The sequence below is a fragment of the Streptomyces toxytricini genome (assembly GCF_014649915.1).
In the GTDB taxonomy this organism is placed as follows: Bacteria; Actinomycetota; Actinomycetes; order Streptomycetales; family Streptomycetaceae; genus Streptomyces; species Streptomyces toxytricini.
In genome coordinates this window covers 14,659-38,743 of record NZ_BMTY01000010.1, presented here as the reverse complement: position 1 = coordinate 38,743, position 24,085 = coordinate 14,659, and the positions used below count along the sequence as shown (strand labels likewise).

At 76.3% G+C, this 24,085-nt stretch carries 25 protein-coding genes; 12 read left to right on the top strand and 13 right to left on the bottom strand.

Annotated features, from left to right (window positions below):
* Positions 1-23 precede the first annotated feature (23 nt).
* Positions 24-1,673: a fibronectin type III domain-containing protein gene (locus IE170_RS14320; protein ID WP_189809746.1), complete on the top strand. Its 1,650-nt coding sequence runs from the start codon at positions 24-26 to the stop codon at positions 1,671-1,673.
* A gap of 42 nt (positions 1,674-1,715) precedes the next feature.
* On the opposite strand, the gene IE170_RS14315 is transcribed toward IE170_RS14320, so the two are convergent.
* Both IE170_RS14315 and IE170_RS14310 read right to left on the bottom strand, forming a co-directional pair.
* A complete protein-coding gene (locus IE170_RS14315; protein WP_189809745.1) occupies positions 1,716-2,273 on the bottom strand; it encodes a DinB family protein in 558 nt (185 codons plus the stop codon).
* 80 nt (positions 2,274-2,353) lie between these two features.
* Positions 2,354-3,643 carry a ClC family H(+)/Cl(-) exchange transporter gene (locus IE170_RS14310; protein WP_189809744.1) on the bottom strand — a complete coding sequence of 430 codons (1,290 nt, stop codon included), beginning with the start codon at positions 3,641-3,643 and terminating at the stop codon, positions 2,354-2,356.
* 308 nt (positions 3,644-3,951) lie between these two features.
* Between IE170_RS14310 and IE170_RS14305 the strand changes: the two genes are divergently transcribed.
* Positions 3,952-4,650 (top strand): YoaK family protein, encoded by a 699-nt coding sequence (locus tag IE170_RS14305; protein WP_229884727.1) that lies wholly within the window; start codon positions 3,952-3,954, stop codon positions 4,648-4,650.
* Positions 4,651-4,771: 121 nt separating this feature from the next.
* Positions 4,772-5,122: an STAS domain-containing protein gene (locus IE170_RS14300; RefSeq protein ID WP_189809743.1), complete on the top strand. Its 351-nt coding sequence runs from the start codon at positions 4,772-4,774 to the stop codon at positions 5,120-5,122.
* Between the two features lie 171 nt (positions 5,123-5,293).
* Here the strand turns inward: IE170_RS14300 and IE170_RS14295 are convergent, their stop codons facing one another.
* Positions 5,294-6,142 carry a class I SAM-dependent methyltransferase gene (locus tag IE170_RS14295; protein WP_229884725.1) on the bottom strand — a complete coding sequence of 283 codons (849 nt, stop codon included), beginning with the start codon at positions 6,140-6,142 and terminating at the stop codon, positions 5,294-5,296.
* A gap of 128 nt (positions 6,143-6,270) precedes the next feature.
* Here IE170_RS14295 and IE170_RS14290 point away from each other — a divergent pair, with 128 nt between their 5' ends.
* Entirely contained in the window at positions 6,271-6,651 is a 381-nt protein-coding gene (locus tag IE170_RS14290; protein ID WP_308428390.1) for a cupin domain-containing protein, read from the top strand.
* Between the two features lie 56 nt (positions 6,652-6,707).
* On the opposite strand, the gene IE170_RS14285 is transcribed toward IE170_RS14290, so the two are convergent.
* Together IE170_RS14285 and IE170_RS14280 are read right to left on the bottom strand one after the other, a co-directional pair.
* Entirely contained in the window at positions 6,708-6,995 is a 288-nt protein-coding gene (locus IE170_RS14285) for a hypothetical protein (RefSeq protein ID WP_189809742.1), read from the bottom strand.
* Positions 6,992-7,549, bottom strand: a complete 558-nt coding sequence (locus IE170_RS14280) for an RNA polymerase sigma factor (protein ID WP_189809741.1) — start codon at positions 7,547-7,549, stop codon at positions 6,992-6,994. Before IE170_RS14280 ends, IE170_RS14285 begins: the two co-directional genes overlap by 4 nt.
* A gap of 342 nt (positions 7,550-7,891) precedes the next feature.
* On the opposite strand from IE170_RS14280, the gene IE170_RS14275 reads away from it, so the two are divergent.
* From IE170_RS14275 to IE170_RS14260, 4 genes are all read left to right on the top strand, one after another.
* Positions 7,892-8,248, top strand: a complete 357-nt coding sequence (locus tag IE170_RS14275) for a hypothetical protein (protein WP_189809740.1) — start codon at positions 7,892-7,894, stop codon at positions 8,246-8,248.
* A gap of 77 nt (positions 8,249-8,325) precedes the next feature.
* On the top strand, positions 8,326-10,401 hold the full coding sequence (locus IE170_RS14270) for a DUF4139 domain-containing protein (protein WP_189809739.1): 2,076 nt from the start codon (positions 8,326-8,328) through the stop codon (positions 10,399-10,401).
* A gap of 8 nt (positions 10,402-10,409) precedes the next feature.
* Positions 10,410-12,011 (top strand): mucoidy inhibitor MuiA family protein, encoded by a 1,602-nt coding sequence (locus IE170_RS14265; protein WP_189809738.1) that lies wholly within the window; start codon positions 10,410-10,412, stop codon positions 12,009-12,011.
* A 123-nt stretch (positions 12,012-12,134) separates the two neighbouring features.
* Entirely contained in the window at positions 12,135-12,866 is a 732-nt protein-coding gene (locus IE170_RS14260; RefSeq protein ID WP_189809737.1) for a hypothetical protein, read from the top strand.
* A 45-nt stretch (positions 12,867-12,911) separates the two neighbouring features.
* Here the strand turns inward: IE170_RS14260 and IE170_RS14255 are convergent, their stop codons facing one another.
* A complete protein-coding gene (locus IE170_RS14255; protein WP_189809736.1) occupies positions 12,912-13,556 on the bottom strand; it encodes a dihydrofolate reductase family protein in 645 nt (214 codons plus the stop codon).
* Between the two features lie 221 nt (positions 13,557-13,777).
* Here IE170_RS14255 and IE170_RS14250 point away from each other — a divergent pair, with 221 nt between their 5' ends.
* Positions 13,778-14,146, top strand: a complete 369-nt coding sequence (locus IE170_RS14250) for a DUF6233 domain-containing protein (protein WP_189809735.1) — start codon at positions 13,778-13,780, stop codon at positions 14,144-14,146.
* A 16-nt stretch (positions 14,147-14,162) separates the two neighbouring features.
* On the opposite strand, the gene IE170_RS14245 is transcribed toward IE170_RS14250, so the two are convergent.
* The 4 genes from IE170_RS14245 to IE170_RS14230 form a co-directional block, all read right to left on the bottom strand.
* Complete coding sequence (locus IE170_RS14245) at positions 14,163-15,380, bottom strand: FAD-dependent oxidoreductase (RefSeq protein WP_189809734.1); 1,218 nt, start codon at positions 15,378-15,380, stop codon at positions 14,163-14,165.
* 142 nt (positions 15,381-15,522) lie between these two features.
* Positions 15,523-15,915 (bottom strand): hypothetical protein, encoded by a 393-nt coding sequence (locus tag IE170_RS14240; protein ID WP_189809733.1) that lies wholly within the window; start codon positions 15,913-15,915, stop codon positions 15,523-15,525.
* Positions 15,908-16,771, bottom strand: a complete 864-nt coding sequence (locus IE170_RS14235; protein WP_189809732.1) for a heavy metal-binding domain-containing protein — start codon at positions 16,769-16,771, stop codon at positions 15,908-15,910. Before IE170_RS14235 ends, IE170_RS14240 begins: the two co-directional genes overlap by 8 nt.
* Complete coding sequence (locus IE170_RS14230; RefSeq protein ID WP_189809731.1) at positions 16,768-17,616, bottom strand: heavy metal-binding domain-containing protein; 849 nt, start codon at positions 17,614-17,616, stop codon at positions 16,768-16,770. Before IE170_RS14230 ends, IE170_RS14235 begins: the two co-directional genes overlap by 4 nt.
* Positions 17,617-17,816: 200 nt before the next feature.
* Here IE170_RS14230 and IE170_RS14225 point away from each other — a divergent pair, with 200 nt between their 5' ends.
* A complete protein-coding gene (locus IE170_RS14225) occupies positions 17,817-18,191 on the top strand; it encodes a lipocalin-like domain-containing protein (protein WP_189809730.1) in 375 nt (124 codons plus the stop codon).
* Between the two features lie 20 nt (positions 18,192-18,211).
* On the opposite strand, the gene IE170_RS14220 is transcribed toward IE170_RS14225, so the two are convergent.
* The 3 genes from IE170_RS14220 to IE170_RS14210 all read right to left on the bottom strand — a co-directional run bounded on the left by IE170_RS14220 (position 18,212) and on the right by IE170_RS14210 (position 22,970).
* The gene (locus IE170_RS14220) at positions 18,212-19,159 is read right to left on the bottom strand and encodes an NmrA/HSCARG family protein (protein ID WP_189809729.1); all 948 of its coding nucleotides are present in this window, start codon (positions 19,157-19,159) and stop codon (positions 18,212-18,214) included.
* A 131-nt stretch (positions 19,160-19,290) separates the two neighbouring features.
* On the bottom strand, positions 19,291-20,022 hold the full coding sequence (locus IE170_RS14215; RefSeq protein WP_189809728.1) for a sporulation protein: 732 nt from the start codon (positions 20,020-20,022) through the stop codon (positions 19,291-19,293).
* A gap of 71 nt (positions 20,023-20,093) precedes the next feature.
* Positions 20,094-22,970: an ATP-binding protein gene (locus IE170_RS14210; protein ID WP_189809727.1), complete on the bottom strand. Its 2,877-nt coding sequence runs from the start codon at positions 22,968-22,970 to the stop codon at positions 20,094-20,096.
* Between the two features lie 187 nt (positions 22,971-23,157).
* On the opposite strand from IE170_RS14210, the gene IE170_RS14205 reads away from it, so the two are divergent.
* Together IE170_RS14205 and IE170_RS14200 are read left to right on the top strand one after the other, a co-directional pair.
* Positions 23,158-23,517 carry a VOC family protein gene (locus IE170_RS14205; protein WP_189809726.1) on the top strand — a complete coding sequence of 120 codons (360 nt, stop codon included), beginning with the start codon at positions 23,158-23,160 and terminating at the stop codon, positions 23,515-23,517.
* A gap of 79 nt (positions 23,518-23,596) precedes the next feature.
* Complete coding sequence (locus IE170_RS14200; protein ID WP_189809725.1) at positions 23,597-24,049, top strand: iron chaperone; 453 nt, start codon at positions 23,597-23,599, stop codon at positions 24,047-24,049.
* The last annotated feature ends 36 nt before the right edge of the window (positions 24,050-24,085 follow it).

Here is a 24,085-nt window from a genome sequence, read left to right as displayed (position 1 = left end):
GTTCGGAAAGGCGCCCGCCCGCCATGACTGCCCGCAAGCAGCTGACCGCCCTGGCGACGACCGCCGTCGTCGCCGCCGGCGTCCTGGCCACCACTCCCGCCACCGCGGGCGGCCCCGCGCCCGCCGCCACCGGCACCACGGCCCCCGACGCGGAGCTGTCGTCCGCCTCCACCGCGTCAGACGCCGTCGCCGCGCCGTCCGCCCCGCAGACGGCAGGCAGCGACCCGCGCCGGACCGGTCCGGTCGGCGCCGCCCTCAGCCCCGCCGCCACCAGCGCCGCGGATGCCGGTGCCGCGCCGAGCTCCGTTTCCCTCGCCTCGGCCGCTTCGACAGCCTCCCCCTCCGCCCCGCAGGCCCTGCGTGCCACCCCCCGCTGGACCAGCCCGTTCGCCTCCTCGCTGCGCCCCGCACCCCCGACGGGCCTGTCCGCCGCCTACGACGCGGCGACCGCTGAGGCGACCCTGCGCTGGACGGCGGGCAAGGACGCCGACCTCGCCGGCCACCGGCTCTACCGGCGGGTCGGCAGCGGCCCCTGGACCGCGGTCGGCGGCCCCGCGCCGCTCACCGCCACCACCTTCACCGACACCCCGCCGGCCACCGGCGACCGGGTCGCCTACCACGTCCGCGCGGTCAGCACGACGGGCCGGTTGTCGGACCCCGGCACCGAAGCCGCGGTCACCACCGTCGACCGGGCCACGCCCCCGGCACCCACCGCGCTCACCTCCTACGTCGAAGCCCACCAGACGCACCTGTACTGGGAGATGCCCTGGTCCTTCACCACCGACCTGGCCAACGGCGGCCACTTCCGCGTCTACCGCTCGCCGGGCAGGACCCTCGATCCCGCCTCGCTCACCCCCGTGACCTGTGTCAGCCTCACCATCGACGGGAGCGACCGGCTCCTGGGCAAGTGCACCGACCAGGGGATGGCGGCGGGCACCCTCCACACCTACGCCGTCACGGCAGTGAACGCGGCCGGCCGCGAGTCGGCGCTGTCCGCGCCGCTCACCGTGCGCAGCGGCGACCAGGTGGCGCCCGGCCCGGTGTCCGCCCTCACGGCGACGCCGCGCAACGACGGCATGGTGCTCCGCTGGGCCGCCCCGGCAGACGACGACATCGCCTCGTACTCCGGCCTGCGGGGCGAGCGCCGGGCGGACGGCACCGTCCACTGGCTGGACACCTGCGGCGACGGGCCGTCGGAACCGCTGGCGCTGCTGTGCCCCGGCAGCCCGGAAGGCGACGAATACGTGTACACCGTGGTCGCCAAGGACCGGTGGGGCAACCGGCTGTCGCCCACGGACCCGAAGGCCCCCACGGTCACGGCGCGCATGTCGGACCTGAGGCCGTCCGTCGCGGTCCCGATGTTCGGGCAGGCGGCCCTCGGCCTGACCTGGAGCACCGAGGTCCTCGGCGAGGACCGGCCCCGCGTCTCCTGGACCTGCCGCGAAACCGCCCTGTGCGACCAGATCACCGGCTACCGGATCAGCCGGTGGAACCCGGCGGCAGGGGCCTACGAACCGCTGCACACGGGGCTGCTGCCGGCCTCGACGCGCAGCCACACCGACGCGACGGCCGCCGTGGGCACCACGCACCACTACGCGTTCGAGGCGCTGCGGGCGGACGGCAGTACCGCCGTGTCCCACGCCTGGGCGTGCGTACGCCCCGAGCGCCTCTGACGGCGACGGGACCGTTGAGGGGCGGTCGCGTTCACGCCGCGGCTACTGGCCGACCCTTCCGTCGACGCATTCGCGCAGCAGGTCGGCGTGGCCGCAGTGGCGGGCGTACTCTTCGATCCTGTGCACCATCAGCTCCCGCACCGCGATCCGCTCGCGGCCGACCCGCTTGCCGAGGTCGGCGTGGCGGGCCAGTTCGGCGTCGGTCGCGGCCTGCTCGCGGGCGAGATCGGCGTACGCCGCGTCGACCACGGACTGTTCGGCGACGGCGCCGTCGAAGTCCGCGTCCTTGGCGCCGTACAGCCGGGGCAGCGGCTCCCCGTCGGTGATCCAGTTCCGCCAGTCGCGCTCGACCTCGGCGAGGTGCCGTACGAGGCCGAGCAGGGACATCGTCGAGGGCGGCACCGAGCGCCGGGCGAGCTGCCCGGGGTCGAGGCCCTCGCACTTCATGCGCAGGGTGATGCGGTAGTTCGCCAGGAAGTCCAGGAGCGTGGCGAGTTCGCCGTCCGCGCTGGACTCGTTGTTGCGGGGGTCCTCGGCGGGATCGGCCCACATGTCGGGGTACACGGTCGCCTGGGTCCACCGCTCGGGTTGTCCGGTCATGAGCGCATGATCACCCGTCGGGGCCGTCGGCGCCAGGGAGTTGCGCGGTCAGGGAGCTGTGCGGTCAGGGAGCTGTGCGGTCACGGGTGCTCCCGCATGCGCCGCCGCAGGCGGTCGTAGACCGGTTCGCTGCCCAGCCGGTCCGCGGTGAGCGTCGCGGCGAAGCACGCGGCCAGCAGCGGCAGGATCAGCGAGGTGGCACCGGTCATCTCCACGACCAGGACGATGCCCGTGGCGGGCGCCCGTACGACGGCGGCGAACAGGGCGGCCATCCCGACCACGGCGAAGGCCCCGGGCCCGGCCGCCTGGCCGGGCAGCAGCGGCCCCGCGGCGGCGTGCGCGAGGGCGCCCCACAGCGCGCCGACGGCCAGGAGCGGGGCGAACAGCCCGCCGGGCGTGCCGGCGGCGTAGCTGAGCGGTCCGGCGGCGAAACGCACGGCCAGGTAGGCGGCGAGGACGCCGACGGCCGGGCTCCAGCCGGCCAGGAGCCGTTCGCCGAGCGGGTCGCCGCCGCCGGCGAGCAGCGGGTCGAACGCCATCAGCAGTCCGACCGCGGCGCCGATCAGGGTCGCGCGGGCGACGGCGGGCATCCGGGTGGCGAGCCGGTCGGCCAGGGTCAGGCTGCCGATGACGAGCCCCCCGTACGCGGCCCCGAGCAGCCCGGCGGTGGCGCCGAACAGCAGGAAGACGGGCAGCAGCCACAGCGGCGGGGCGGGCGCGTCGGGGAAGGGGAAGACCGGCGCGCCGCCGACGACCAGCGCGGAGACGGCGGCGGCGGTGGCCGTGCCGATCAGGGTCATCAGCACGAGCCGCGGCCGCACGGACCGGGTGACCTCCTCGCAGACGAACAGCAGCCCGCCGAGGGGCGCGGCGAACGCCACGGCGAGGCCCGCGCCGGCGAGCGAGGTGTGCAGCAGCCGGGTGTCGTCGGGACCCAGGCCGGTGCGCCGGCCCGCCTCGGCTCCGATCGTGGCACCCATGTGCACCGCGGGACCCTCCCGTCCGAGGACGAGCCCGGAGCCGATCGCGACGACACCGCCGACGAACTTGGCGGGGAGCAGCAGCCACGGCGTGCGCGCCTCGCTCTCCCCGCGCCAGACGGCCTCGACGTGCTGGATGCCGCTGCCCGCCGCGTGGGGGACGCGCCGGGCGATGGCGCAGGCGAGGGCGGCTCCCGCCGCGGCGAGGGCGACGGGGACCAGCCACCCGGGGCCGCCGAGTCCGGCGGCGGTCTCCAGCAGGCGGCCGCGCAGCGCGTCGGCCCGCTGCAGGCACCACCGGAACGCCCCGCCGACCAGGCCCACCAGGCAGCCGGCCAGGGCCGCCACGAGGGGGGCGCGGCAGGCGCCGGGGAGCCGGTGCGCCGTCACCGCGGCGCCCCGCCCGGGGGGCTGGGGTGGGGACCCGCCATGTGCCGACCTCCGTGCCGAGCCTGGGGGCGGCCGTCCGCGGTCCGCCTCGCGGCCGCCCCGCCCGCCGTACGTCTTGCGTCCGTCCGTCCGTCCGAGCGTGGACCGCTCCCCGCGGCCGTCGTACGCAAGCGCGCCGCGGCGCGGCACGATGGGCCCCGACCGGACGACGCCCGCGGCGACGGCGTTGCGGCGCCGCGCGGCCGGGTGCGGCGGCGGAGACTGGTGGCGTCGGGCCGCGTCTCGGGCCCGGGGACCCGGGAGGGGCTGTGGAGCCGAAGACCACGTCAGTGCTGGCCCCGTTCATGGTGGTGCTCACCCTGACGACGGGGCTGGTCGAGGCGGCGAGCCTGCTCGCGCTGGGGCCGGTGTTCACCGCCATGCAGACGGGGAACGTCCTCTTCTTCGCCTTCGGCCTGGCCGGCGAGGGCGGCCTGTCGGTGGTGGCGCCCGCGACGTCGCTGGGCGCGTTCGTCGCGGGGGCCGTGGCCGGCGCCCGGCTGGAGACCCGGCTGGAGGCCGACCGGCACCGCTGGTTCGTCCTCTCGCTCGTCGCGGAGGCCGTCCTCGTCGGAGCGGCCGCCGTCGCCGTGTGGGGGGTGGCGGCGGTGCACCGGGCGCCCACGGGCCGGCACCTCGCGGCGGTGGGCCTGCTGTCGGCCGCCATGGGCATCCGCAATGTGACGAGCCTGCGCCTCCAGGTCCCCGACCTGCCGACGACGCTGGTCACCCGCGCCATGACCGCCCTGCTCGCCGGGTCCCCGCTGGGCCGCGACTCCTTCCTCGCCCGGGGCACGGCGGCGACCGCGCGCCGGGCCGCCTCCGTGGGCGCGATGTTCGCGGGCGGTCTGGCCGGCGCGCTGTGGATCCACGCCGACCGGCCGGTGTCGGGGCTCCTGCTTCTGACGGCGGGCACGCTGCTGGTGGTCGCGGCGGCGTACGTCCCGGGACCGCACCTGCACACGTGAGCGGGGCGGCTGCGGGGCTGCGGGGCTGCGGGGCTCCGGCAAACCAGGCGCATGCGCGGGCGTGTGCGCGGCATGGTGGGCGGTTCGCGGGGCAGGTGCTCTGCGGACGAGGAGGTGCGCCATGGCCGTCGACGAGGAGCGCACAACGGTCCACGCGGCCCCGCCCCCGGCCGGGGCACGGTGTGTAGTGCGCGTGAGCGGCGAGATGGACCTCGACCACGCCTCGGAGCTCCGCACCGCGCTCGACAGGGCCATCTCCCGGGCGGCGGACCGCGCGGACGTCGTGGTCGACCTCCGCCATTCCTCCTTCTGCGACTCCGCGGGTCTCACCGTCCTGCTGGCGGCCAGGGAGAAGGCCCGCGCCGACGGGCACGTCCTGCGACTCGCGGCGCCCAGCCATCAGATGCTGCGGCTGCTGGAACTGACCGGGTCCCTCGAGCTGTTCTCGTTCGGATCGACCGCCGCCGACTGAGCTGCCGCGGTGTGGCGGCCTGCCGCCACACCCTTGTTGGACGCGCTCGAACACTCAGGCGGTATGGCCGCTGCAAGAGCCGCCGCAGCCGCGTCGGGCGCCGCGTTCCTCGCACGGGAGGCCCGCGTGCGGCACGCCGCCGCCGTCCCCGCCGCCCCGTTCGGGTGAGCCTCACCGGGACGGGCGCCTGCCCCCGGCCGTCCACGCCCGGGCGGACAGGGTGATCGACCCGTCGGCCGCGGCGGGCAGGGACGCCCTCAGCCGCTCCCGCAGGAGCTCGCGCCGCGCCTCCGGCAGGGAGGCCAGATACGCGGGCGCCGGTCCCTGGCCACCCCGGAACGGCTCCCAGTAGTCCGCGAAGTCCCGGAAGCGGGTCGGGACCACGATCTCGCCGACGGTGACGTCGGCCAGCCCGGAGCCGCGCAGCAGCAGCCGCAGCGGTTCGGGTGCGCACAGCGGGAAGCGGGCGCCCTCATCCAGCCGTGCGGCATCCGCGTCGACCTCTGCCGCGGCCTCCCAGAAGTGCCGCAGGAGCCCCATCCCGCCCTGTGTGTAGTCCCACACGTACACGGCGGCCAGGCCGCCGGGGCGCAGCACCCGGAGCATCTCGGCGGCCGCACGGGCCGGTTCGGGCACGAAGTTGAGGACCAGTCCGCTGACCGCGGCGCCCGCCGCCCCGTCGGGCGCGGGCAGCCGGCGGGCGTCGGCGCGCACGAATCCGGCCCTCGGGTCGCCGATGGCCCGCCGCGCGTACCGCAGATAGCTTTCCGACGGGTCCGCGCCCACGACCCGGCCGGGGTCCGCCGCCTCCACGACGGCGCGGGTGACGGCGCCCGTGCCGCAGCCGACGTCCCACCACGCCGCCCCGGCCGGCACGTCCAGCCGGCGGACGAACTCCTCCGCCACGCGCCGGCTCCACCGGCCGATGTACGGCTCGTACGCCTCGCCGTCACCCCACACGGGCACCACCCGCTCCCGTACGGCACCGTCCGGAGACGGGGCGGTCCGGTCCCTGACCACCCGCAACCAGCATCCCCCGCCCCCGCCCCGGCGGCACCCGGTACACCGCGCACCGGCCGCCGGCGAACGCCCGCCTGGCGTGCCCCGTCCGCCGCGGCCACGCTGGAAGGAAGGACACGTCTGCGGCCATGGGAAGCGAGGCAGCCATGACGGCGATCACACAGGGCGACACACCGGTGGCGGTGGAAGGCGACGGCGTCGAACTCCGCACGCAGCCGGCCGGCGGCGACCTCTCCGTCGCCTTCGTACGGCTGCCCGCAGGGGCGGACCTGCGCCCGGCGCTGCAGGGCATGCCCGATGACCTGTGCCCCTGCCCCCACTGGGGCTACATGCTCAAGGGCCGCCTGAAGATGGTGACGAAGGACGGCGAGGCGGTGTACGAGGCGGGGCAGGCGTTCTACTGGCCGCCCGGGCACGCCCCCGTAGCCCTGGAGGACTGCGAGTACGTGGACTTCTCCCCGACGGCGGAGTTCACCGCCGTCCTCGACCACATCACGTCCCGGTCCTGAGGCCGCGGTCTGCCGGCGCGGCGCCCCGATCCCCGTGGGACGCCGCGCCGGCGCCGTCATGGCCGGTCCGCGACGGTGAGGGTGCAGCGGCCGTCCTCGCAGGAGCGCCGGAGGCGTCCCCGCGAGACGGTCTGGACGAGGCCGATCGTCCAGCACATCGGGCACCCCCTGAGCGCCACCAGCCCCACCGGCAGGAGCAGCAGGGCGACCGGGCCGACAGTGAAAGCCAGGGCCGTCCCGCCGATCAGGGAGCCGAAGCCGACCGCGCCGCGGGCCAGGTGCCGGGGCAGGGACGCGCTCGCGTAGTCGGGCCCGCCGCCCTTCTCCTTCGTCGCCGTCGTCACCGTCCGCCTCCCGCCCGTACGCCGTCCACGTCACCGAGGCCGCTGCGGACCGCGGCCCGGGCCCGGTGCAGCCGCGACTTCATCGCCGCCGTGCCGATCCCGAGCGCGTCGGCGACCGTCCGCCCGCTCAGGCCCTGCACGTCCCGCATGATCAGCACCTGCCGCTGGTCCGCGGGAAGCGCGGCGATCGCCGCCGCCACCCGGCCCGCCTCCAGCCGTTGGAGGGCCTCCTCCTCTGCGGAGGGCCGGGCCTCGTCCCGCAGCGGTGCGGTGCCCCGTCCGATCGTCCGGGCGCGCCGCATGCACTCGTTGCGGACGATGCGGAACATCCACGACGCGAGGGCGCCGGACGCACGGAGCGTCCCGATCTTCCGGTACAGGATGATCAGCGCTTCCTGGGCGGCGTCCTGCGCGTCCTCGGGTGTGGCGCACAGGGAGCGGGCGAACCGCTGCACGTTCGGGTGCGCTCCCGACACGAGCGCGGTGAGCGAGTCGACGTCGCCGCGCCGGGCGGCCGCGACCAACTGCTCGGCGGGCCATGCGTACTCAGCCACGCGTCCGCCCCCGCTTGCGCGAGACCGCGTACACGCACGTGCACACGAGCACCGCTCCGACGGCCACTGCAATTCCCACGATCATGTTCTTCCTCCGGCTTCCCGGTCCCGACGGCTGTCGGCACGTGTACAAGAGGAGCCGTCCGCCGGAAAGGATTCACCCCCGCGGCCCGAGACCGCCGGTGACAACCGATCGGCCCTGTTCTGCGTCCTCTCCGGCAGAGCCGACTCCCGCCGGACGGGCCGGAGCGGCACGGTACTCGGAGGGACGCCATCAGCAGTTCGTTCACCCCCGGCCGGGCCGCCGGCGGCGCGGGCGGCAGCCGCCGACGCGGCATCGGCATGCTGTTGTCGGGCGTCGCGGCCGGCGTCGTGCTGAGCATCGCCGTGCTGACGGCCGCGTCGTGGCCGCGGACCGAAGTGGTGTACCGCAGCGCCTCCCCCGCGTCGCTGCCCTACGACGGCTCTCCGTACTTCCTGAGGATGGAGCAGGTCAGCGACCTGTCCGGTGACGTCTCGTACCGGATGGTGATCGGCAGGGGGGCCGACGCCCCGTACGGGCACTGGCTCCCCGTCCAAACCGACATGGGCAGGGAGGGCATCCGGTCCGCGGCCTGGACGGAGTCGGAGCTGCGCATCCGCTTCGCCACCGGCCACGAGCTGTCCGTACCGGCCGGTGCCTTCACGGGCGGCAGGTGAGCGGCACCGCCGGAGGGGCCGGATCGGCAGGTGGGTACGCTTCGCTCAGCACGGACGCACGTCGGGGGGCAGGACGCATGACGGCTCGGACCGCACGGTGGGAATCGACGCTGGATTCCGTCGTGGTGTACGCACAGGGCGCACTGTGCCGGCGGCTCGCCCGCGGCACCGTGCCGCCGGACGGGCGGCTGCGGGTGACGGGGCTGCCCCGCTCGCTGGATCCCGGCTCGCTGCGGGCCCGCGTCCTCGGCGCGCCGCACGTACGCGTCGTGGAGGCGCGCGTGGAGGTCGAGGCCGAGCCGGCCGACCCGCGCACTCCGCACGAACTGCGGGGCCAGGTCGAGCGGCTGCGCGACCGTCATGCGGCCGTGCAGGCCCGCCGGGACCGGCAGCTGACGCTGATCGGGGAGGTCTCCGGCCTGCATCCGGCGCCGCCGCGGGCCCGCCGGCGCGAGGACGGGCAGCGGCAGACGCCCGTCGAGGCGTGGCTGGAGCTCGCCGGCTTCGTGGACGGGCGGCTGGCCGCGCTCCAGACGCGGCTGGCGGAGCTGGAGGGGGAACTGCTGCGCGCCGGGCACGAGCTGGCCGTCGCCGAGGACCGGCTCGCCCGCGCTTCCGGCGACGCGCCGCAGGCGCACGTGGACACCACCGTCTCCGCGGTCCTCACCCTGGCCCGCACCGGTGCGGCCGGGGACGAAGCCGACGCCGACGTGGAACTGGAGGTGGAGTACGGCGTTCCGGGCGCGGTATGGGTGCCCGCGTACCGCCTCGCCCACCGGCAGGGCGACGACACGGGCCGGCTGGTGCTGCGCGCCTCGGTCACCCAGCGCACCGGCGAGGACTGGAACGGCGTACGGATCGCCCTGGCCACCTCGGACCTGCGGCGCCGCACCGACCTGCCGCGGCTCCACTCGGTCCGGATCGGGCGCCGCCAGCCCCCGCCCGCCCCGTCCGGCTGGCGCGAGCCGCCGGCCGGCCTCGCCGACCTGTTCACCGGGTACGCGGCCGCGGGCCCCCGCCCGGCCCCGCCGGCCACCGGGCCCGTGGCCCCGCCTGCTCCCGTACCGCCGCTGCCGCCGCCCCCGATGCCGCAGCCGTACGGGGCGCCGCCGCCCGCGATGCCCGCCCCGGCGGCCCTCGCCGCGCCCGCTCCGCCCGGATTCGGCGGCGGCGCCCCCGAGTTCGCGCCGCAGGCCACGCCGCGGCCGGCCGCCCGGCGGGCGCGCACCGGAGTTCCGGCGGCCCCGGGCGGTCCGCCGCCGGGCGCACCCGCCGCGCCGTCGCCGGCCGCCGCCGCGCCGCCCGCGCCGGTCGGCCCGCCGCGGCCGAGCGGCGCCGAACTCGACTACTCCGCCCTCGTCCTCGCCGGCCCCGACGACCAGGCCGCCCGCCGGGGCCGCCTGTTCCCCGGCGCCCCCTCGGACCCGGCGGGCGCCGAGCAGCGCCGGCGCGCCGAGGCGGTGGCCGCGCTGCCGCTGCCCGGGCACGCCGTACGGCCCCGCGAGTCGGCCGGCTCGTTCGACCACCGCTTCGACGCCGCCGCCCGTGCCGACGTCCCCTCCGACGGCACCTGGCACACCGTCACCGTCGGCGAGGTCCCGCTGGGGCTGCGCACCGAGTACCTCTGCGTGCCGTCGGTCGAGCAGACCGTGTACGCGACGCTGGTGCTCTCCAACGCCACCGGCCAGGCGCTGCTGGCGGGGCCGGTGGAGGTCACCGTCGACGACGAGTTCCTGCTGACCGCCGCGCTGCCCACGCTCGCGCCGGGCGCCGTCTCCCGCCTCGGGCTCGGCCCCGCCGAGGGCGTCCGCGTCACGCGGCGCACGCACCTGCACGAGTCGACGGCAGGGCTGCGCGGCGGCACGACCGTGCTGGACCACCGCGTCCACGTGGAGCTTGCGAACCGGCTGTCCCGGCCCGTCACCGTCGAGGTCCGCGAGCGGGTGCCGGTCACCTCCGACGCGGACGTCCGGATCGAGGAGCGGGCCGACTGGACGGCCCCCGAGGCCGGCGCCGGACCGGAGGACCACGCCCCGGGCACCCGTATCTGGCGGGTGGAGCTGCCCGCCGGCGGCGCCACCGCGCTCGACGGCCGCTTCGAGATCCGCATCCCGGCCGCCAAGGCCCTCGTCGGCGGCAACCGCAGGAGCTGACACACGCCATGCCACACGACACGCCCCGCGCCACGTCGCCCACCGCCTCCCCCGCCGCGGCCGGGGAGCCGATCGCCCTTCCGGTCACCGCCGTCACCTGCCTGGAGGACCGGGCCCACATCGAGCGCACCGCCGTCCTCGACCTCGAAGCCGGGGTGCAGCGCCTGCGCTTCGGGCCGGTCAGCGCGCTGGCGGTCGACCGCACCCTCCACGCCGAGCTGGACGCCGACCTGCCGGCCACCGTCCTGGACGCGCGGATCGTCCGTACGTGGACGCCCCGCGGGCCGCTGCCGTCCGCCGGCGACTCGGCGCTGCGGCAGCACCTGCACGCACTCGAAGCGGAACAGGTCTCCCGGCAGCACGAGCGGGACCGGCTGCACGTCCGCCTCGGCCTGCTCGGCAGGCTCGCCGACCGCCTTCTGCGGGAGATCCGCGAAGGCGCCGGCGCCGGCGAAAGCGACCCGGACCGCTGGGCGCGCGAACTGGACCGGCTCGACGCCGAACGCGACGCGTTCGGCGAGCAGCTGCGCACCGTGCAGGCCCGGCTGTCCGCCCTCGACACCGAACTGGCGGACACCCGGCGGGGCCTGGCCGCCGCCGAGGGGCGGCCGGCCGAACTGGTGGCCCACATCGAGCTGACCGTCCGGACGTCGGCGGCCGGGCCGGCCCGGCTGCGGCTCGGCCACCTCACGGCCTGCGCGCTGTGGCGGCCCGTCTACCGGGCCGTGCTCGACGGCGGCTCGCTGACGCTGGAGAGCGACGCCATGGTGTGGCAGCGCACCGGGGAGGACTGGTCGGGCGTGCGCCTGACCCTGTCGACGGCCCGGTCGGCGCTGGCCACCGAGCCGCCACGGCTCGGCGAGGACCGGCTGGCGCTCACCGAGCGCACCGCCGCCGAACGCCGAACGGTCGACGTCGAACTGCGCGAGGAGGAGATCGCGGAGCTCGGCCCGGCGCCGGTGATGGGCCTGCCGGGCGTGGACGACGGCGGCGAGACGCGCGTGCTGGCGGCCCCCGCTCCGGTCTCCGTGCCGTCGGACGGGCGCGCCCACCGGGTGCCGCTGTCGTCCTTCACCGCGGATGCGGCCGCCGAGTACGCTGCCGCGCCCGAGCTGTCGCCGCTGGTGACGCAGGTGGTCCGGTTCGCGAACCGGTCCGGGCACGCCCTGCTCGCCGGGCCGGTGGACCTGGTCCGCGGAAGCGGATTCAGCGGCCGTGGCACCCTGGATTTCACTGCGCCCGGCGCCGCCGCCGAACTCGCCTTCGGCAGCTGCGACGACCTGCGGGTGGTGCGGCAGTCCGAGGAGTCCCGTGAGACCGGCGGGATCATGCAGCGGACGGTGGTCACCCGCACGGTGCGGCTGCACCTGTCCCGGTTCTCGGCCCCCGGCGAGCAGGGCGAGCGGACGGTGGCCGTCCGCGAGCGGATCCCGGTCTCGGAGATCGCGGCGGTGGAGGTGCGCCTGCGCAAGGAGGCCTGCTCCCCGGTGCCGGACGCGGTCGACGCCGACGGCATCGCCCGCTGGGACATCGCCCTCCCGCCGGGCGGCCGCCGCAGCATCACCCTGGCGTACGAGGTCACCGCGGGCGCGAAGGTCGCCGGCCTCTGACCGTACGGGCACCCCGTGCGGCGCGGATCCGCGCCGCCGGGAGCCCGGCGCCCTCCCGTGCCGGAATGCGCCGGTCCGCCGCATAAGCTCGCTCCGGCGCCCCCTATGACCGAGGAGGATCCGATGAACCCCGCCGGGGAAGGGCCACTGCACCTGGACGCGGTCAGCGTCCTGAACGCGAAGACGACGCTCGTCCGGCTCCTCGGCCGGGCCGGTATCCAGCCCGGCGACGCCGAGGAGCTGATCGGGCTCGTCTCGGCCGGGGCGGTCGCCGTCGCGGCCGCGGAGGTCGCGGGGCGCGCGGAGGACGCCCCGGCGGCGAAGGGCGAGCCCTACGCGTCCGGCTGGCTCGACGGCGCCCGCACCGTCACCGGCGCCCTCGGCGGGATCGCCGAGCGGATGCTGCGCGACGCCGTCGGCGCCGACGCGCCCGGGGACCCCCTGGAGGCGCGCCCGCCCGCCGGGCGCATGGAGCTGGAGCGGGCGAAGGTGGCCGTGCTGCCGCTGTACCTGTCGTTCGCCGCGGAGTCCGACCTCGACCCGGACGTCTCCGAGCCGGTCCTGACGGCCGTCCTCGGCACCATGAGCACGCGGCAGCGGACCGGGTACGCGGGTCGGCTGACCGCGTTCGCCGCGGAGCACCGGGCGCGGCTGGAGCGGATGTACGCGCAGTACGGCCCGGGCAGCCCGATCGCCATCCACGGCCGCTACTCGCTGCTGCACTCCCCAGCCAGCGTCGCCGTGCTGGAGCGCCTGCTGACGGATCCGGCGGCGCTGCGGGAGGAGTGGGACGCGGCGGAGCTGCCGCCCGCGTGGCTGGAGGGCCTGACGACGGCCTGGGGCCCGTCGGAGTAGCGGCTGCGCACCCCGCGGCGCGGCATGCGCAGCCGGGCGGCGGCTTCAGGCGTCGGGTCCCAGGCCGCGGTCGGGTGCGCTCATGTCGCCCGTGGCGGGGATGCCCTCCGCCAGCCCGTAGCGCAGGTACACGGTGCCCGAAGGGCCGGCCGCCGGGGGCGCGAGCAGCGCGACGTTGGTCGGTACCGCGCCCTCGGCGAACACCTTCTTGCCCACGCCGAGCACGATCGGGTGCACCCAGAGGTCGAGGCGGTCGAAGAGCTTCTCGCGCAGGAGGGTCTGGACGAGGTCCAGGCTTCCGACGACCTTCACGTGCTCGTGGCGGTCGCGGACCTCGCGCACGGCGGCGGCCAGGTCCGGGCCGAGCTGCGTGGAGCCGGCCCAGGACAGGTCGGGGGTGCCGCGGGAGGCCACGTACTTGGGGACCCGGTTGAAGAGCTCGGCGATCTCGCCGTCCTCGCCGCCCTTCTGGTGGGGCCAGTAGGCGGCGAAGATGTCGTACGTCCGCCGGCCGAGCAGGAGGGCGTCCGTGCCCTCGTACGCGGCGCCGATCTGCATGCCGGTGTCCTCGTCCAGCAGGGGTGCCTGCCAGCCGCCGAACGGGAAGCCGTCCGGGTCTTCGTCGGGGCCGCCGGGCGCCTGGCCGACGAGGTCGAGGGTCGCGAACATCGCGATGTGGATGAGTCCCATGGCGTGCTCCAGGGGTGCGAGGGAGTGTGTCCGTCCCAGGGATAGACCGGTCGGCTGCCCCGGATTCATCGGCGCGCCGGAGGCGGATCGCCCACCGGATTCGAACAGGTTTACGATTGAGGGGTGAGTGCCTACGCCCTGCCGCCTGCCGAGCCCGGTGCCGGCCCCTCGGCCGTCTGCGCCGCCGCGCCGTGCGCCGCGCCCCGGCGGGGGGTGTGACGGTGGCCGGCGGGCGGGACACCGGGTGGCTGCTCCCGCCGGATCTGGACCGGCTGAAGACCCTGGAGCGCTGGTGCGAGCTGCTGCTGGAGCTCGTCCGGGAGCGGATCGGCGAGATCGAGACGGCTGCACGCATCGCGGAGGCCGCCGCGGGCCGGCCCGTGCCGGCCCCGGTCGTCGAGTGGCAGATCCAGTACGGGATCGGCGCCTCCAACGCCCCCATGCTGATCCACACCGGCGACTGCACCCTGGTTTCGGGCCGGACCCGTCCGGCGACCCGCGCCCAGGCCGTCGACGCCCTGCGCCACCCGCAGGTCGAGCCCTGCGGCGTATGCGACGCGGGCAGGCTCCTCGGCGCCGGCGAGCCCTGAGGGGGCGATGGCCGGCCTAGCGTTGTTCCGCCGGATGCCGGCCCGGGAGGCGGAAGCCGTTGAAGAGGTCGTCCATGCCCCGCAGGGCCAGGCGGTCCGGGACGGCGCGGACCGCGGTGTCGCGGGCCGCCGCGGCGAGGGGGTGGCGGAGGGCGCCCAGGCGGCCGACCCGGCGGGCCCTGCGGCGTACGGCGTCGGTGCGGTCGCGCCGGGCCGCGGTGTACGCGGCGAGGGCGGCCGGGACCGCGCCGGCCGCATCCGGGGCCGGGCCCGGCGCGTCGCCCGCGGGGAGGAGGTGGGCGAGGACCACCGCGTCCTCGATGGCCTGGCAGCCGCCCTGCCCGAGGTTGGGCGCCATGGCGTGGGCGGCGTCGCCGACCCAGGCGATCCGGCCGTGGTGCAGGCGCGGCAGCGGGGCGGCCAGGTCGTGGAGGTCGTTCTGCAGGACGTCGGCCGGGTCGAGGCGCCGCACCCGCTCCAGGAGGGCGGGGATCGGATCGTGCCAGGAGCCGAAGCGGTCCAGGAGTTCCGCGCGGGCGTCGTCCGACCGGGCGCCGGCGGGGGCGAGCGCGGTGGCGTACAGGTAGAAGCGGCCGTCGGCCAGCGGGGTGATGCCGAAGCGCTCGCCGCGCCCCCAGGTCTCGCTCATGGCCCGGATGCCGAGGTCCGGGGCGTCCACGATGGTCCGCCAGGCCGTCTCGCCCAGGTGGTGCAGCCCGGGGTGCCCGGGGAAGTACGTGCGGCGCAGGGCGCTGCGGATGCCGTCGGCGGCGACGACGAGATCGGCGGGGAGTTCCGAGCCTTCGGCCGTGCGGACGGTGGGGCGTCGGCCCTCCGCGTCGTCCACGGTGGTCACGTCGGCCCCGTACCGGAGGGCGCGGGGCGGGAGGGCGGCGGCCAGGGCTGCCGTGAAGGCCGGGCGGGGGACGGCGATCGGGGCGGTGCCGTAGCGGGCCGCCATCTCCGCGGTGCCGGCCCCGGTCAGCCGGCGGCCGTCGGGGCGGCGCACGCCCATCGTGTCGGGTATCGCGCTGCCGGCCGCGCGGGCCGCGTCGACTCCGATCGCGTCGAGGGCGCGCAGCGCGTTGGGGGCGAGGCCTATGCCCGCACCGGTGGCGGGCGGCTCGGGGGCGCGTTCGCAGACGGTGACGTCCCAGCCGCGGCGGTGCAGGGCGATGGCCGCGGTGAGACCGCCGATTCCGGCTCCGACCACCACGGCGTGACGTTTCGGCATGGGACATCCTTCGGGTCTCGGGGACGGGGCCGCTGCCCGAGCCGGCTGTACGCGGCTCGCGTCCGGGGCGTGCCGGACGGCTTCGCCATGGGGGACGCGGCCGCGCCCGGGGCCGGTTTCGGCGGGGCGGCCCGGCGGTGGGTCAGCCCAGGAAGCGCTCCAGCGCCTCGCGGGCGCGGGCGTCGGAGACCGCGGCCCGGGCCAGGGAACGGGCCAGGGCGTCGACCCATTCGTCCAGTCCCACCCGACGCCGGGACAGGACGACGCCCCGGACCTCGTGCAGGGCCTCCGCGACGACCCGGCCGCGTTCCGTCCGCAGGGCGAGCCGCTGCTCCCCGAGGGCGATGTCGAGTTCCTCGACGGAACCCTCGTGCCCGGCGACGCGCTGCGCCAGGGAGCGCCTGCGGCGGACGCGTACGGTGCCGGCCGGCAGGGAGGCCGCGAGGTTCGCCGTCAGCACCTGGGCGTACAGGTCGAGGTCGGCGCTGTCCCTCCGCAGGGCCGCGGCCAGCAGTTCCACGTCCGGCTCAGCCATCGAGGCTCACCACCAGGGCCGGCCGGTCGATGGCGTGGTCGTCGCGCAGCGGGCGTACGGCCGTCCCGACGGCGAAGAACTCGGTGGTGTGGCCGCCCCAGCCGTGGGTGTGCTGCTGCAGCCGCACGGCCACGATCCCTTCGGCCTCCAGGGCTTCGCCTTCGGCGCGCATGCGGCTCATGGCCAGTTCGCGTGCGTCGTAGAGCGCCTGGGTGAACGGCTCGATCTCGACGTTGCGGCCCGCGTTGCCGAGCACCTGGCTGAAGCGCTGGTGGGCCACGTGGTAGACGCACGAGCCCATGACAAGGTCGAGGGGGGCGTAGCCGGCCCGGATCAGCGTCCAGAACTCCTGGCCGGACAGGTCCGAGGTGAAGGGCTTGCCCTTGTTGTTGAGCCAGGTCCCGGCGGGTCCCGGGTCGGCGCCGTCCGCCTTGACGGCCGTGCCGACCGCGGTGAACTCGACGACGTCCGAGCCGAATTCCTTCGATTCGATGTCCAGCCGCACGCCCACGATGCCGTCCGCGCCGAGGGCGCTCGCCTCGGCCTCCATGCGGCTCATGGCCAGGTCGCGCGCCTCGTACATGGCCTGGGACAGCTTGGTCAGCTCCTGGTTCTTCGACCACCGGCCGATCTGGATGCCGACGTGGTAGACGGACGAGCCGAGGACGAGGCCGAGTGGGCGGAAGCCGGCCTCGCGCACCAGCAGGAACTCGTTCACCGTCAGGTCCGAGGTGAAGAGCGGGCGCTTCTCGCCCGGTTCGAGCCGTGCGAGCCGGTGCATCGCGTCCTCGGCCACGTCCTGTGCTGTCGGCCCGGCTGCTCCGCCGAACACGTCCTGCCCCGTTCGTCCCGTCATCTGGCGGCCTCGCGCTCCAGTCTCGTGATGGTCAGTGGTGGTCTGGTGCCGGCGGGCCGTCCCGGGCGGCCGAACCGGGCGAGGGAGGTGCCGACGAAGACGGCCTCGGCGGTGAGGTCGCGGGTCCCCTCGAACGCGGGGCACTCGCTCTCCTCCACCCGCAGCCGCGTGTCGTCCACGACGACTCCTTGGGCGCCGTGCCTCCCGGCTTCGAGGGCGAGCTGCGTGCGGGCCTCGCGGCGCACGTGGCCGATCAGCTGCGTGTAGCCGTCGACCTCCTGGTTGCGCAGGGCGAGGGGGACCCGGAGGCCGGTGCGCCAGTCGTCGTGCCGGATCGCGAGGCCGACACCGACGGCAAGCCCGACGGGGACCCACCCGGCCTCCAGGAGCCTGGCGAAGTCCTGGCCACCGACGTGCGCGGTGAACGGCGTACGCGGCCGGCTGCGGGAACGCGCCCGGACGGCCGTGCCGCGCACGGTGAACTCCGTTCCGCCTGCGGGGAATTCGGTGACGCGGAGGTCCACGCCGACGATCCCGTCGCCGCCGAGCGCACTGCATTCGGCAACCGCGCGGGACAGGGCCGTCCTCCGCGCCGCGTACAGCTTCCGCGCCAGCAGGGACAGGGAGGGGGTCCATCTCGACGCCGGGACGGTGTTGTTGCCGCCGGAGGCGGTCCAACTGCCGGGGCAGCCCCAGACTCCCGAGTAGCCCATCTCGAAGACGGCCGTGCCGAGGACCTGCCCGACCGGCTCGAAGCCGACGCCGCCGATTGCCGCGAACTCCTCGACGGACAGCGCGGAATCCCATGTGCCGGCCGTCGAACCGGCACTCCCCCGGTCGGTCATCGGCCCCCGCCGTCGATCACTCGGATCCGCGGTTCGGATCACGCCCCCAGATAGGCAGATTATGCCATCGGAGGGACCGGCGGGCCGTCGACACGCGCGCCTGCGCGCACCTGCGGGGCGGGCCACCCCAAAATCGGCGGGACGAGGACACCGCGCCGCCGCACGCGCGACGCGGCGGCGGCACGCGCGAGGGCGGACACATGGCGGGATTGCCTCCGGGCGCGCTCGTGGGGTTCTGGGAGATGACCGGTGCGGCCGTTCTCTGGCGGTCCCGGCCGGTCCCGGCCTCCGCGAGCGGCGTCATCGTCTACACCGCCGACGGCACCGTCTCGACGGTGATGGAGATGCACCTCGTACGCCCCGTACGGCTGGGCCGGACCTTCGCGTACACGGGGCGGTTCCGGACAGAGGGCGACGAGGCCGTGCACCGCGTCGAGGTGGGCACCTGGCCGTTCTCCCGGGGCCGGGAGCTGCGCCGCCGCGCGACCCTCCCCGACCCGGACCGCCTGGTGCTCGAACCCCTCGACGCGGGCCACGGCCTGGCCCTGTCCCTGACCTGGCGCCGCACCGGCTGACCGGGCCGGCCGACCGCGGGTCAGGACAGGTCGAACTGCTCGCGGTGCGCGGTCAGCCAGGTACGGAAGTCCTGCAGTCCGGGGTGGAGGGCGCGGACGGCGGCCAGGTCGCGGGCGGCGGTGAAGGCGTGCTCGCAGTCGGCGTAGTACTGGAACATGTTGCCCGCCTCGTCGGCGCCGGGGAAGCCGAGTGCCCGGAAGGCGTCGGGGGTGAGGGGCCGGTAGCGGAAGGGCTGCCCGAGCACGTCGGTCATCGCGGCGGCCATCTCGGCGACCGTCAGGTGCTCGCCGGCGATGCTGACCGTGGCGGCGATGAAGTCGGTGCCGCCCTTGAAGACGGCCAGGGCGGTCTTGCCGATGTCCTCGACGGCGATGCCGGAGAGGCGGCTGTCGCCCATGGGGTAGATGAGCTCGAAGGCGCCGTCCTCGCCGCGCTGCGGGGCGAACATCGACAGCAGGTTGTCCCAGTAGAACGTGGTCCGCAGGAAGGTGGTGGGGACGCCGTCGTCGGTGAAGAAGTGGTCCGCCTCCGCCTTGGCGTCGAAGTGCGGGACGTTGTACGAGCCCTGCAGCGTCGGCATTCGGCCGTCGCCGAGCGGGATGCACTCGCGGGTGTCCTCCAGCGTGGACCAGACCGCGTGCTGGATCCCGACGTGCCCGGCCGCCCGGGAGAGGGCCTGGGCCTGTTCCTTCTCGTGGGCCGCGTTCATGTCCTCCCAGAAGTTGGTCACCATGAAGGCCCCGTAGGCGCCTTCGAGGGCGGACCGCAGGCTGGCTTCGTCGTCGAGGTCGGCGCGGACGACCTCGGCGCCGAGCCGTTCCAGCTCCCGGGCGCGGTCGGAGTCGGGGTTGCGGGTCACGGCGCGGACGGCGAAGACGCCGTCCCCGTCGGCCAGGACGGCCCGGGCCAGGGACCCGCCCTGCTGCCCCGTCGCGCCGAACACGGTGATGGTCCGCCTGCCGTCCATCGCCAGCACCTCTTCCCTGCCGCAGCCACCCTCGGAACCTGGAAGCGAACCTACGGTCGGGCGGCCCCGCAGCCCCGGCGCACACGCCGCCGTGTGGTCCGTTCCGGTGACGGCCGCGGGCGGGCGGTGTGTCAGCGCGGCGGGAAGACGCTGCGCAGGTGGGCCTCCAGGCGGGCGGCCAGGGCGGCGTGGTCGGCGGTCTCCTCGTGCCGCAGCGTGAGCGGCGCGACGGTCGTCCCGGGGCGTACGTCGATCTCGTCCGGGAGGACGGCGAGGAGCAGCTCGACGGTGTCGAGCCCGTACCCGGGCGGGGCGGACAGCTCGATCTCCTGCCACCAGTCCACGTCCTGGCGGGAGCCGAGGGCGGTGCCGGGCTTGACCTCGGCCTCGTCGAAGCGGAACCCGAGTTCCTCGAAGGCGCGAAGGACGGCGGCCTGCGACGGCAGGGCGTGGACCTCCATCTCGTCCAGGTCGCTGCGGTCGACGGCCTTGTCGACGGCGAGTTCGGTGCGGATCGCGCAGTAGGCGCCCTTGAGGGGGCGGCCGCCGGCGTGGGTGAGCGGCGCGGCGAGCGGGAGGGGCAGGGCGAGCCGCTCGGTCCGGACCTCGTCGGCCCGGAGGGTGAAGGGTCCGGGCAGCTCGCGCCGGGCGACGGTGTCCAGGTAGGCGGACTCGGTGATGTGGCTTTCGAAGCGGACCACCAGCTCCGCGGTCAGCCGCTCGATCTCCGCGTCCGCGGCGCCGCCGCGCAGGGTGATGGTGCCCGTGACCTCCTCACCCGGGAGGTACTTCGTGCGGTCCAGTTCGGTCTCGACCTCGGGCGCGCCCACTCCCAGCGCGCTGAGCAGCTTGCGGAATGCCATGGCGGCTCCTCCCCCTCGTGTGTCGTGTGCCGCCCACCGTAGCCGTCGGCGTGCGGCGGCCGGCCGGGGGGTCAGTGCGCCGTGGTGCAGCCGGCGGGGCCGGTCCGCAGACCGAGGGCGTCGAGCGCGGCGGCGCCTGCGGTGGCGTGGCGGCCGCCGGCGAGCAGCAGGGTGCGGGCCGCCTGGTAGGGGCAGCCGGCGGTGGTGAAGGCGTCGGCGGTGGCGAGCAGCCCCTGCCGGTCGCCGTCCAGGAGGGCCTGGGCGCGGTCCGTGAGGGCGGTCGCGACGGGGTTGCCGGCGACGAGGTCCCGGGCGGCGGTGATGCGGGCCGCGGCGGCGGGGTGTCCGGCGAGGACCGCGGCTTCGGCCCGGAGGGCCGCGTACCAGTGCAGCCAGACCCAGCAGACCCATTTCCACACGGCTTCGGGTTCGGGCGCGGTCCGTTCGAGGGCGGCGGCCGGGTCGCCGCGGTGCAGCAGGACGATGCTGTCGAAGACGGCTCCGTGGCCGTGCCGGTGGTCGTCCTCGGCGCCGGCCCGGTCGGCGATCGCGAGCCATGCGGCGCGGGCGCCGCGGTCTTCGCGCAGTCCGTGGACCATGGCGACGGCTGCGGCGGCCGGGCCGAGGGAGAAGGAGCGCTGCCGGCCGGTCCGTTCCCAGGCGGCGAGGAAGCGGGGGCTGGTGGCGAGGACGTCGTCGGCCCGGCCGGCCAGCGCGTCGGCGACGAGCAGCCAGGAGGTGGCGTGGTCGCCGACCTCGGCCAGGAGGGGCCGGCCGGCGAGGCGCTCGCCCCACGCGCGGGCCTGCGGCAGTTCGCCGGTGCCGACGGCGGTGGCGGCGGCCATCGCGAGGGCGTCGACGAGTTCGTGCGTGGCGGCCGGCGTGGCGGCGCCGGCCCGGTCCAGGAGGTCCAGGCGCTGCCGGGCGGCGGCCGCGGCGGCGAAGGAGTCGCCTGCCCAGCTCTGCGCGCCGGACAGTGCGTCGAGCGCGGCGGACCGGGCGACGGTGTCGCCCGCGCGGAGGGCCAGGTTGACGGCGCGCCCGGCGGCGGCGACGGTGTCGGCCGGGCTGTTGTCGGCGTCCCCCTGGACGGCGCCGAAGGCGTCGGCGACCACGGCCGCTTCGGCGAGGGCCACGGCCGCTTCGGCGGCAGGGTCCCCGCAGGCGGCGGCGGTCGGCGTGCGGGCTTCGTCGAGCAGGGCCCGGGCCTGCGCGGCGGTCGGGATCTCCTCGAACGTGCTGGAGAAGCGGTAGGCGACCGTTGCGGCGGTGGCCAGGTCGCGGGCGGCCGCGGCGGGGTCGCCCGCGCGGCGGGCCGCCTCGCCGGCGGCCCGGTGCAGCCGGTACATGTCGTCGCCCAGCCGGCGGCAGCCGGCGACTCCGGCCGCCTGCCGCAGGGCGGCGGCCGCGTCCGCGGCGTCCGCGGCGAGTCCGGCCGCCTGCTCGTGGCGCTGCTGGGCCTCGCCGAGCAGGTTGCGGGCGAAGGCCGAGGCGGCGAGGGCGCACGCGAGGCGGTGGGCGTCGGCGCGGTGCTCGGGCAGGCCGGCGGCCCAGGCGAGGGCTGCCCTGAGGTCGTCGGCGACGGAGTCGAAGCGGACCCGCCACGCCGCGCCGCCCTGTGGTCCGCCGGGGTCGGCGCCGCGCGAGCCGCGGGGGAAGCCGCCGGCGTCCGCCGCGTCGTGGGCGAGGGCGGCCGCGGCGTCCAGGCACCAGGCGAGGTGGCGTCGGCGTACGCCGCCGAGCTCCCCGGCGTCGGCGAGCCGCTCGGTGCCGTACTGGCGGATGGTCTCCAGGGCGTGGTAGCGGGTTCCGCCCGGGGAGGCGGTCACGGTGAGCAGGCTCTGTTCGGCGAGCCTGCCGAGCCCGTCGGCGACGGCCGCCGGATCCAGCGGGGCGAAGCCCGCCACCTCGGCTGCGGCCCGGGCCGTGAACGGGACGACGAACGCGGACACCCGGCGCAGCAGGGCCCGGTCCTCCGGTGCGAGCAGGTCGTGGCTCCAGTCGAGGACGGCGCGAACGGAACGGTGCCGGCCGTCGGCGCGGGGCCCGCCGGCGAGGATGCGCAGCTGGTCGGAGAGGCCGGCCGTGAGGCCGTCGAGGCCGAGGGTGGACCAGCGCGCCGCGGCCAGTTCGATCGCCAGGGCCATGCCGTCGAGGCGCTCGCAGAGGGCCACCACGTGGTCGTGCTCCGCGGGAGCCGGGGCCCGGCCGACCGCCGCCGCCCGCTCCAGGAACAGGGCGGCCGCCTCCGACCGGCCGCCGCCGACGCGGGACAGCGGCGGGACGGGGAAGACCCGTTCGAAGGGGACCATGAGCCGGGCTCGGCTCGTCGCCAGGACGTGGAGCCCGGGGCAGGCGGTGAGCAGCCGTTCCAGGAACGGGGCGACTCCTTCGCGTACTTGCTCGCAGTTGTCCAGGACGAGCAGCGTCCGGCGGTCCGCGAGCGCGGCCGGGAGGACCTCGTCGAGGCTGCGGCCCGGCTGCTCGCCGACACCGGTGGCGGCGGCGACGGCGGCGGCCACCCGCCCGGGGTCGGTGACCGGGACGAGGTCGGCGAAGCACACGCCGTCCGGGAAGTCGGCGGCCGCCCGGGCCGCGACCGCCAGGGCGAGGCGCGTCTTGCCGATGCCGCCCGGGCCGACCGCGGTGACCAGCCGGCCGGCCGTGACGGCCTCGGCGAGCTCCGCCTGCTCCCGCGCCCTGCCGACGAACGCCGTCAGCGGGACGGGAAGCGCGGCCGCTGCCGGGCGGGGCGCCGTACCGCCGGGCGAGCGGCGGGAGAGCGCGCGGCGGTCGGGGAGCTCCAGCTTCCGCAGCAGCGAGGAGACGTGCGACTCGACCGTGCGTACGGAGATGAACAGCCGGGCGGCGATCTCCGCGTTGCTGAGGTGCTCCCCGAGCAGGTCGAGGACTTCGGCTTCGCGGGACGAGATGGCTGGAGTGGTCACCGCACTATTATCCGATGATCTTCCGAAGTCCCGGCGGGTGCGCGGGCCGTGGTGTCTCCGTGGTGCTTTCCGTGGTGAGCACGGAGGCGGTCCGTACGCCTGCCGGGGGAAGCTGGGGGCACAGCGAGAACGGGCCCGCCGGACGCACGGACCGGGCCCATCCGACCCCGCGAACCGAGGAGTTGCCGTGACGACCGCTTCCGACCACCAGGGCTTCCGCACCGTGCTGGTCCCAGTCTCCGACCTCGGGCAGGCCAAGGCGGTCTACACGGCCCTGTTGGGCGTCCCGCCGCAGGTCGACGCCCCCTACTACGTCGGCTTCGAGGCCGGCGGGCAGCACCTCGGGCTGCTGCCGGCCGGCGGGCCGCAGGGTCTGACCGCGCCGCTCGCCTACTGGCACGTGGCCGACATCGAGGCGAAGCTCGCCGAGTTGGCCGCGGCCGGCGCGACCGTGAAGGACCCGGTCGGCGACGTCGGCGGCGGCCGCCTGACGGCCACCGTGATCGACCCCGACGGCAACCTCGTCGGCCTCCTCCAGGACCGCTGAGCCCCACCGCACACCGCACACCGCACACCGCACCAGCCAAGACCGCCCAGACCCACCGAGACCCCGGGAGCCGTATCCCATGAGCACCACCGAGAACAGCACGTACGCCGGTTTCACCGCCGAGGAGCGGGCCGCGATGCGGGACCACGCGCAGGAGATGAAGAAGGCCGCCCGCCGCGGCTCGGCCGCGGAGAAGGCCGCGGCCGCCGAGCGCGACGTCCTCGCGAAGATCGCCGACATGCAGGAGTCGGACCGGGTGATGGCCGAGCGCGTCCACGCCGTCGTCCGGGCACACGCCCCGCAGCTCGCCCCGAAGCTGTGGTACGGCATGCCCGCGTACGCCCGGGACGGCAAGGTCGTCTGCTTCTTCCAGAGCGCCGAGAAGTTCAAGGCGCGCTACGCCACCCTCGGCTTCAGCGACCTGGCCGCCCTGGACGACGGCCCCATGTGGGCGGCCGGCTTCGCCCTCACCGAGGTGACGGAGGAGGTGGAGGAGCGGATCGCCGCCCTCGTGCGGCGGGCGGTCGGCTGACCCGCACGCGGCGGGCGGCGCGGGTCAGGCAGGATC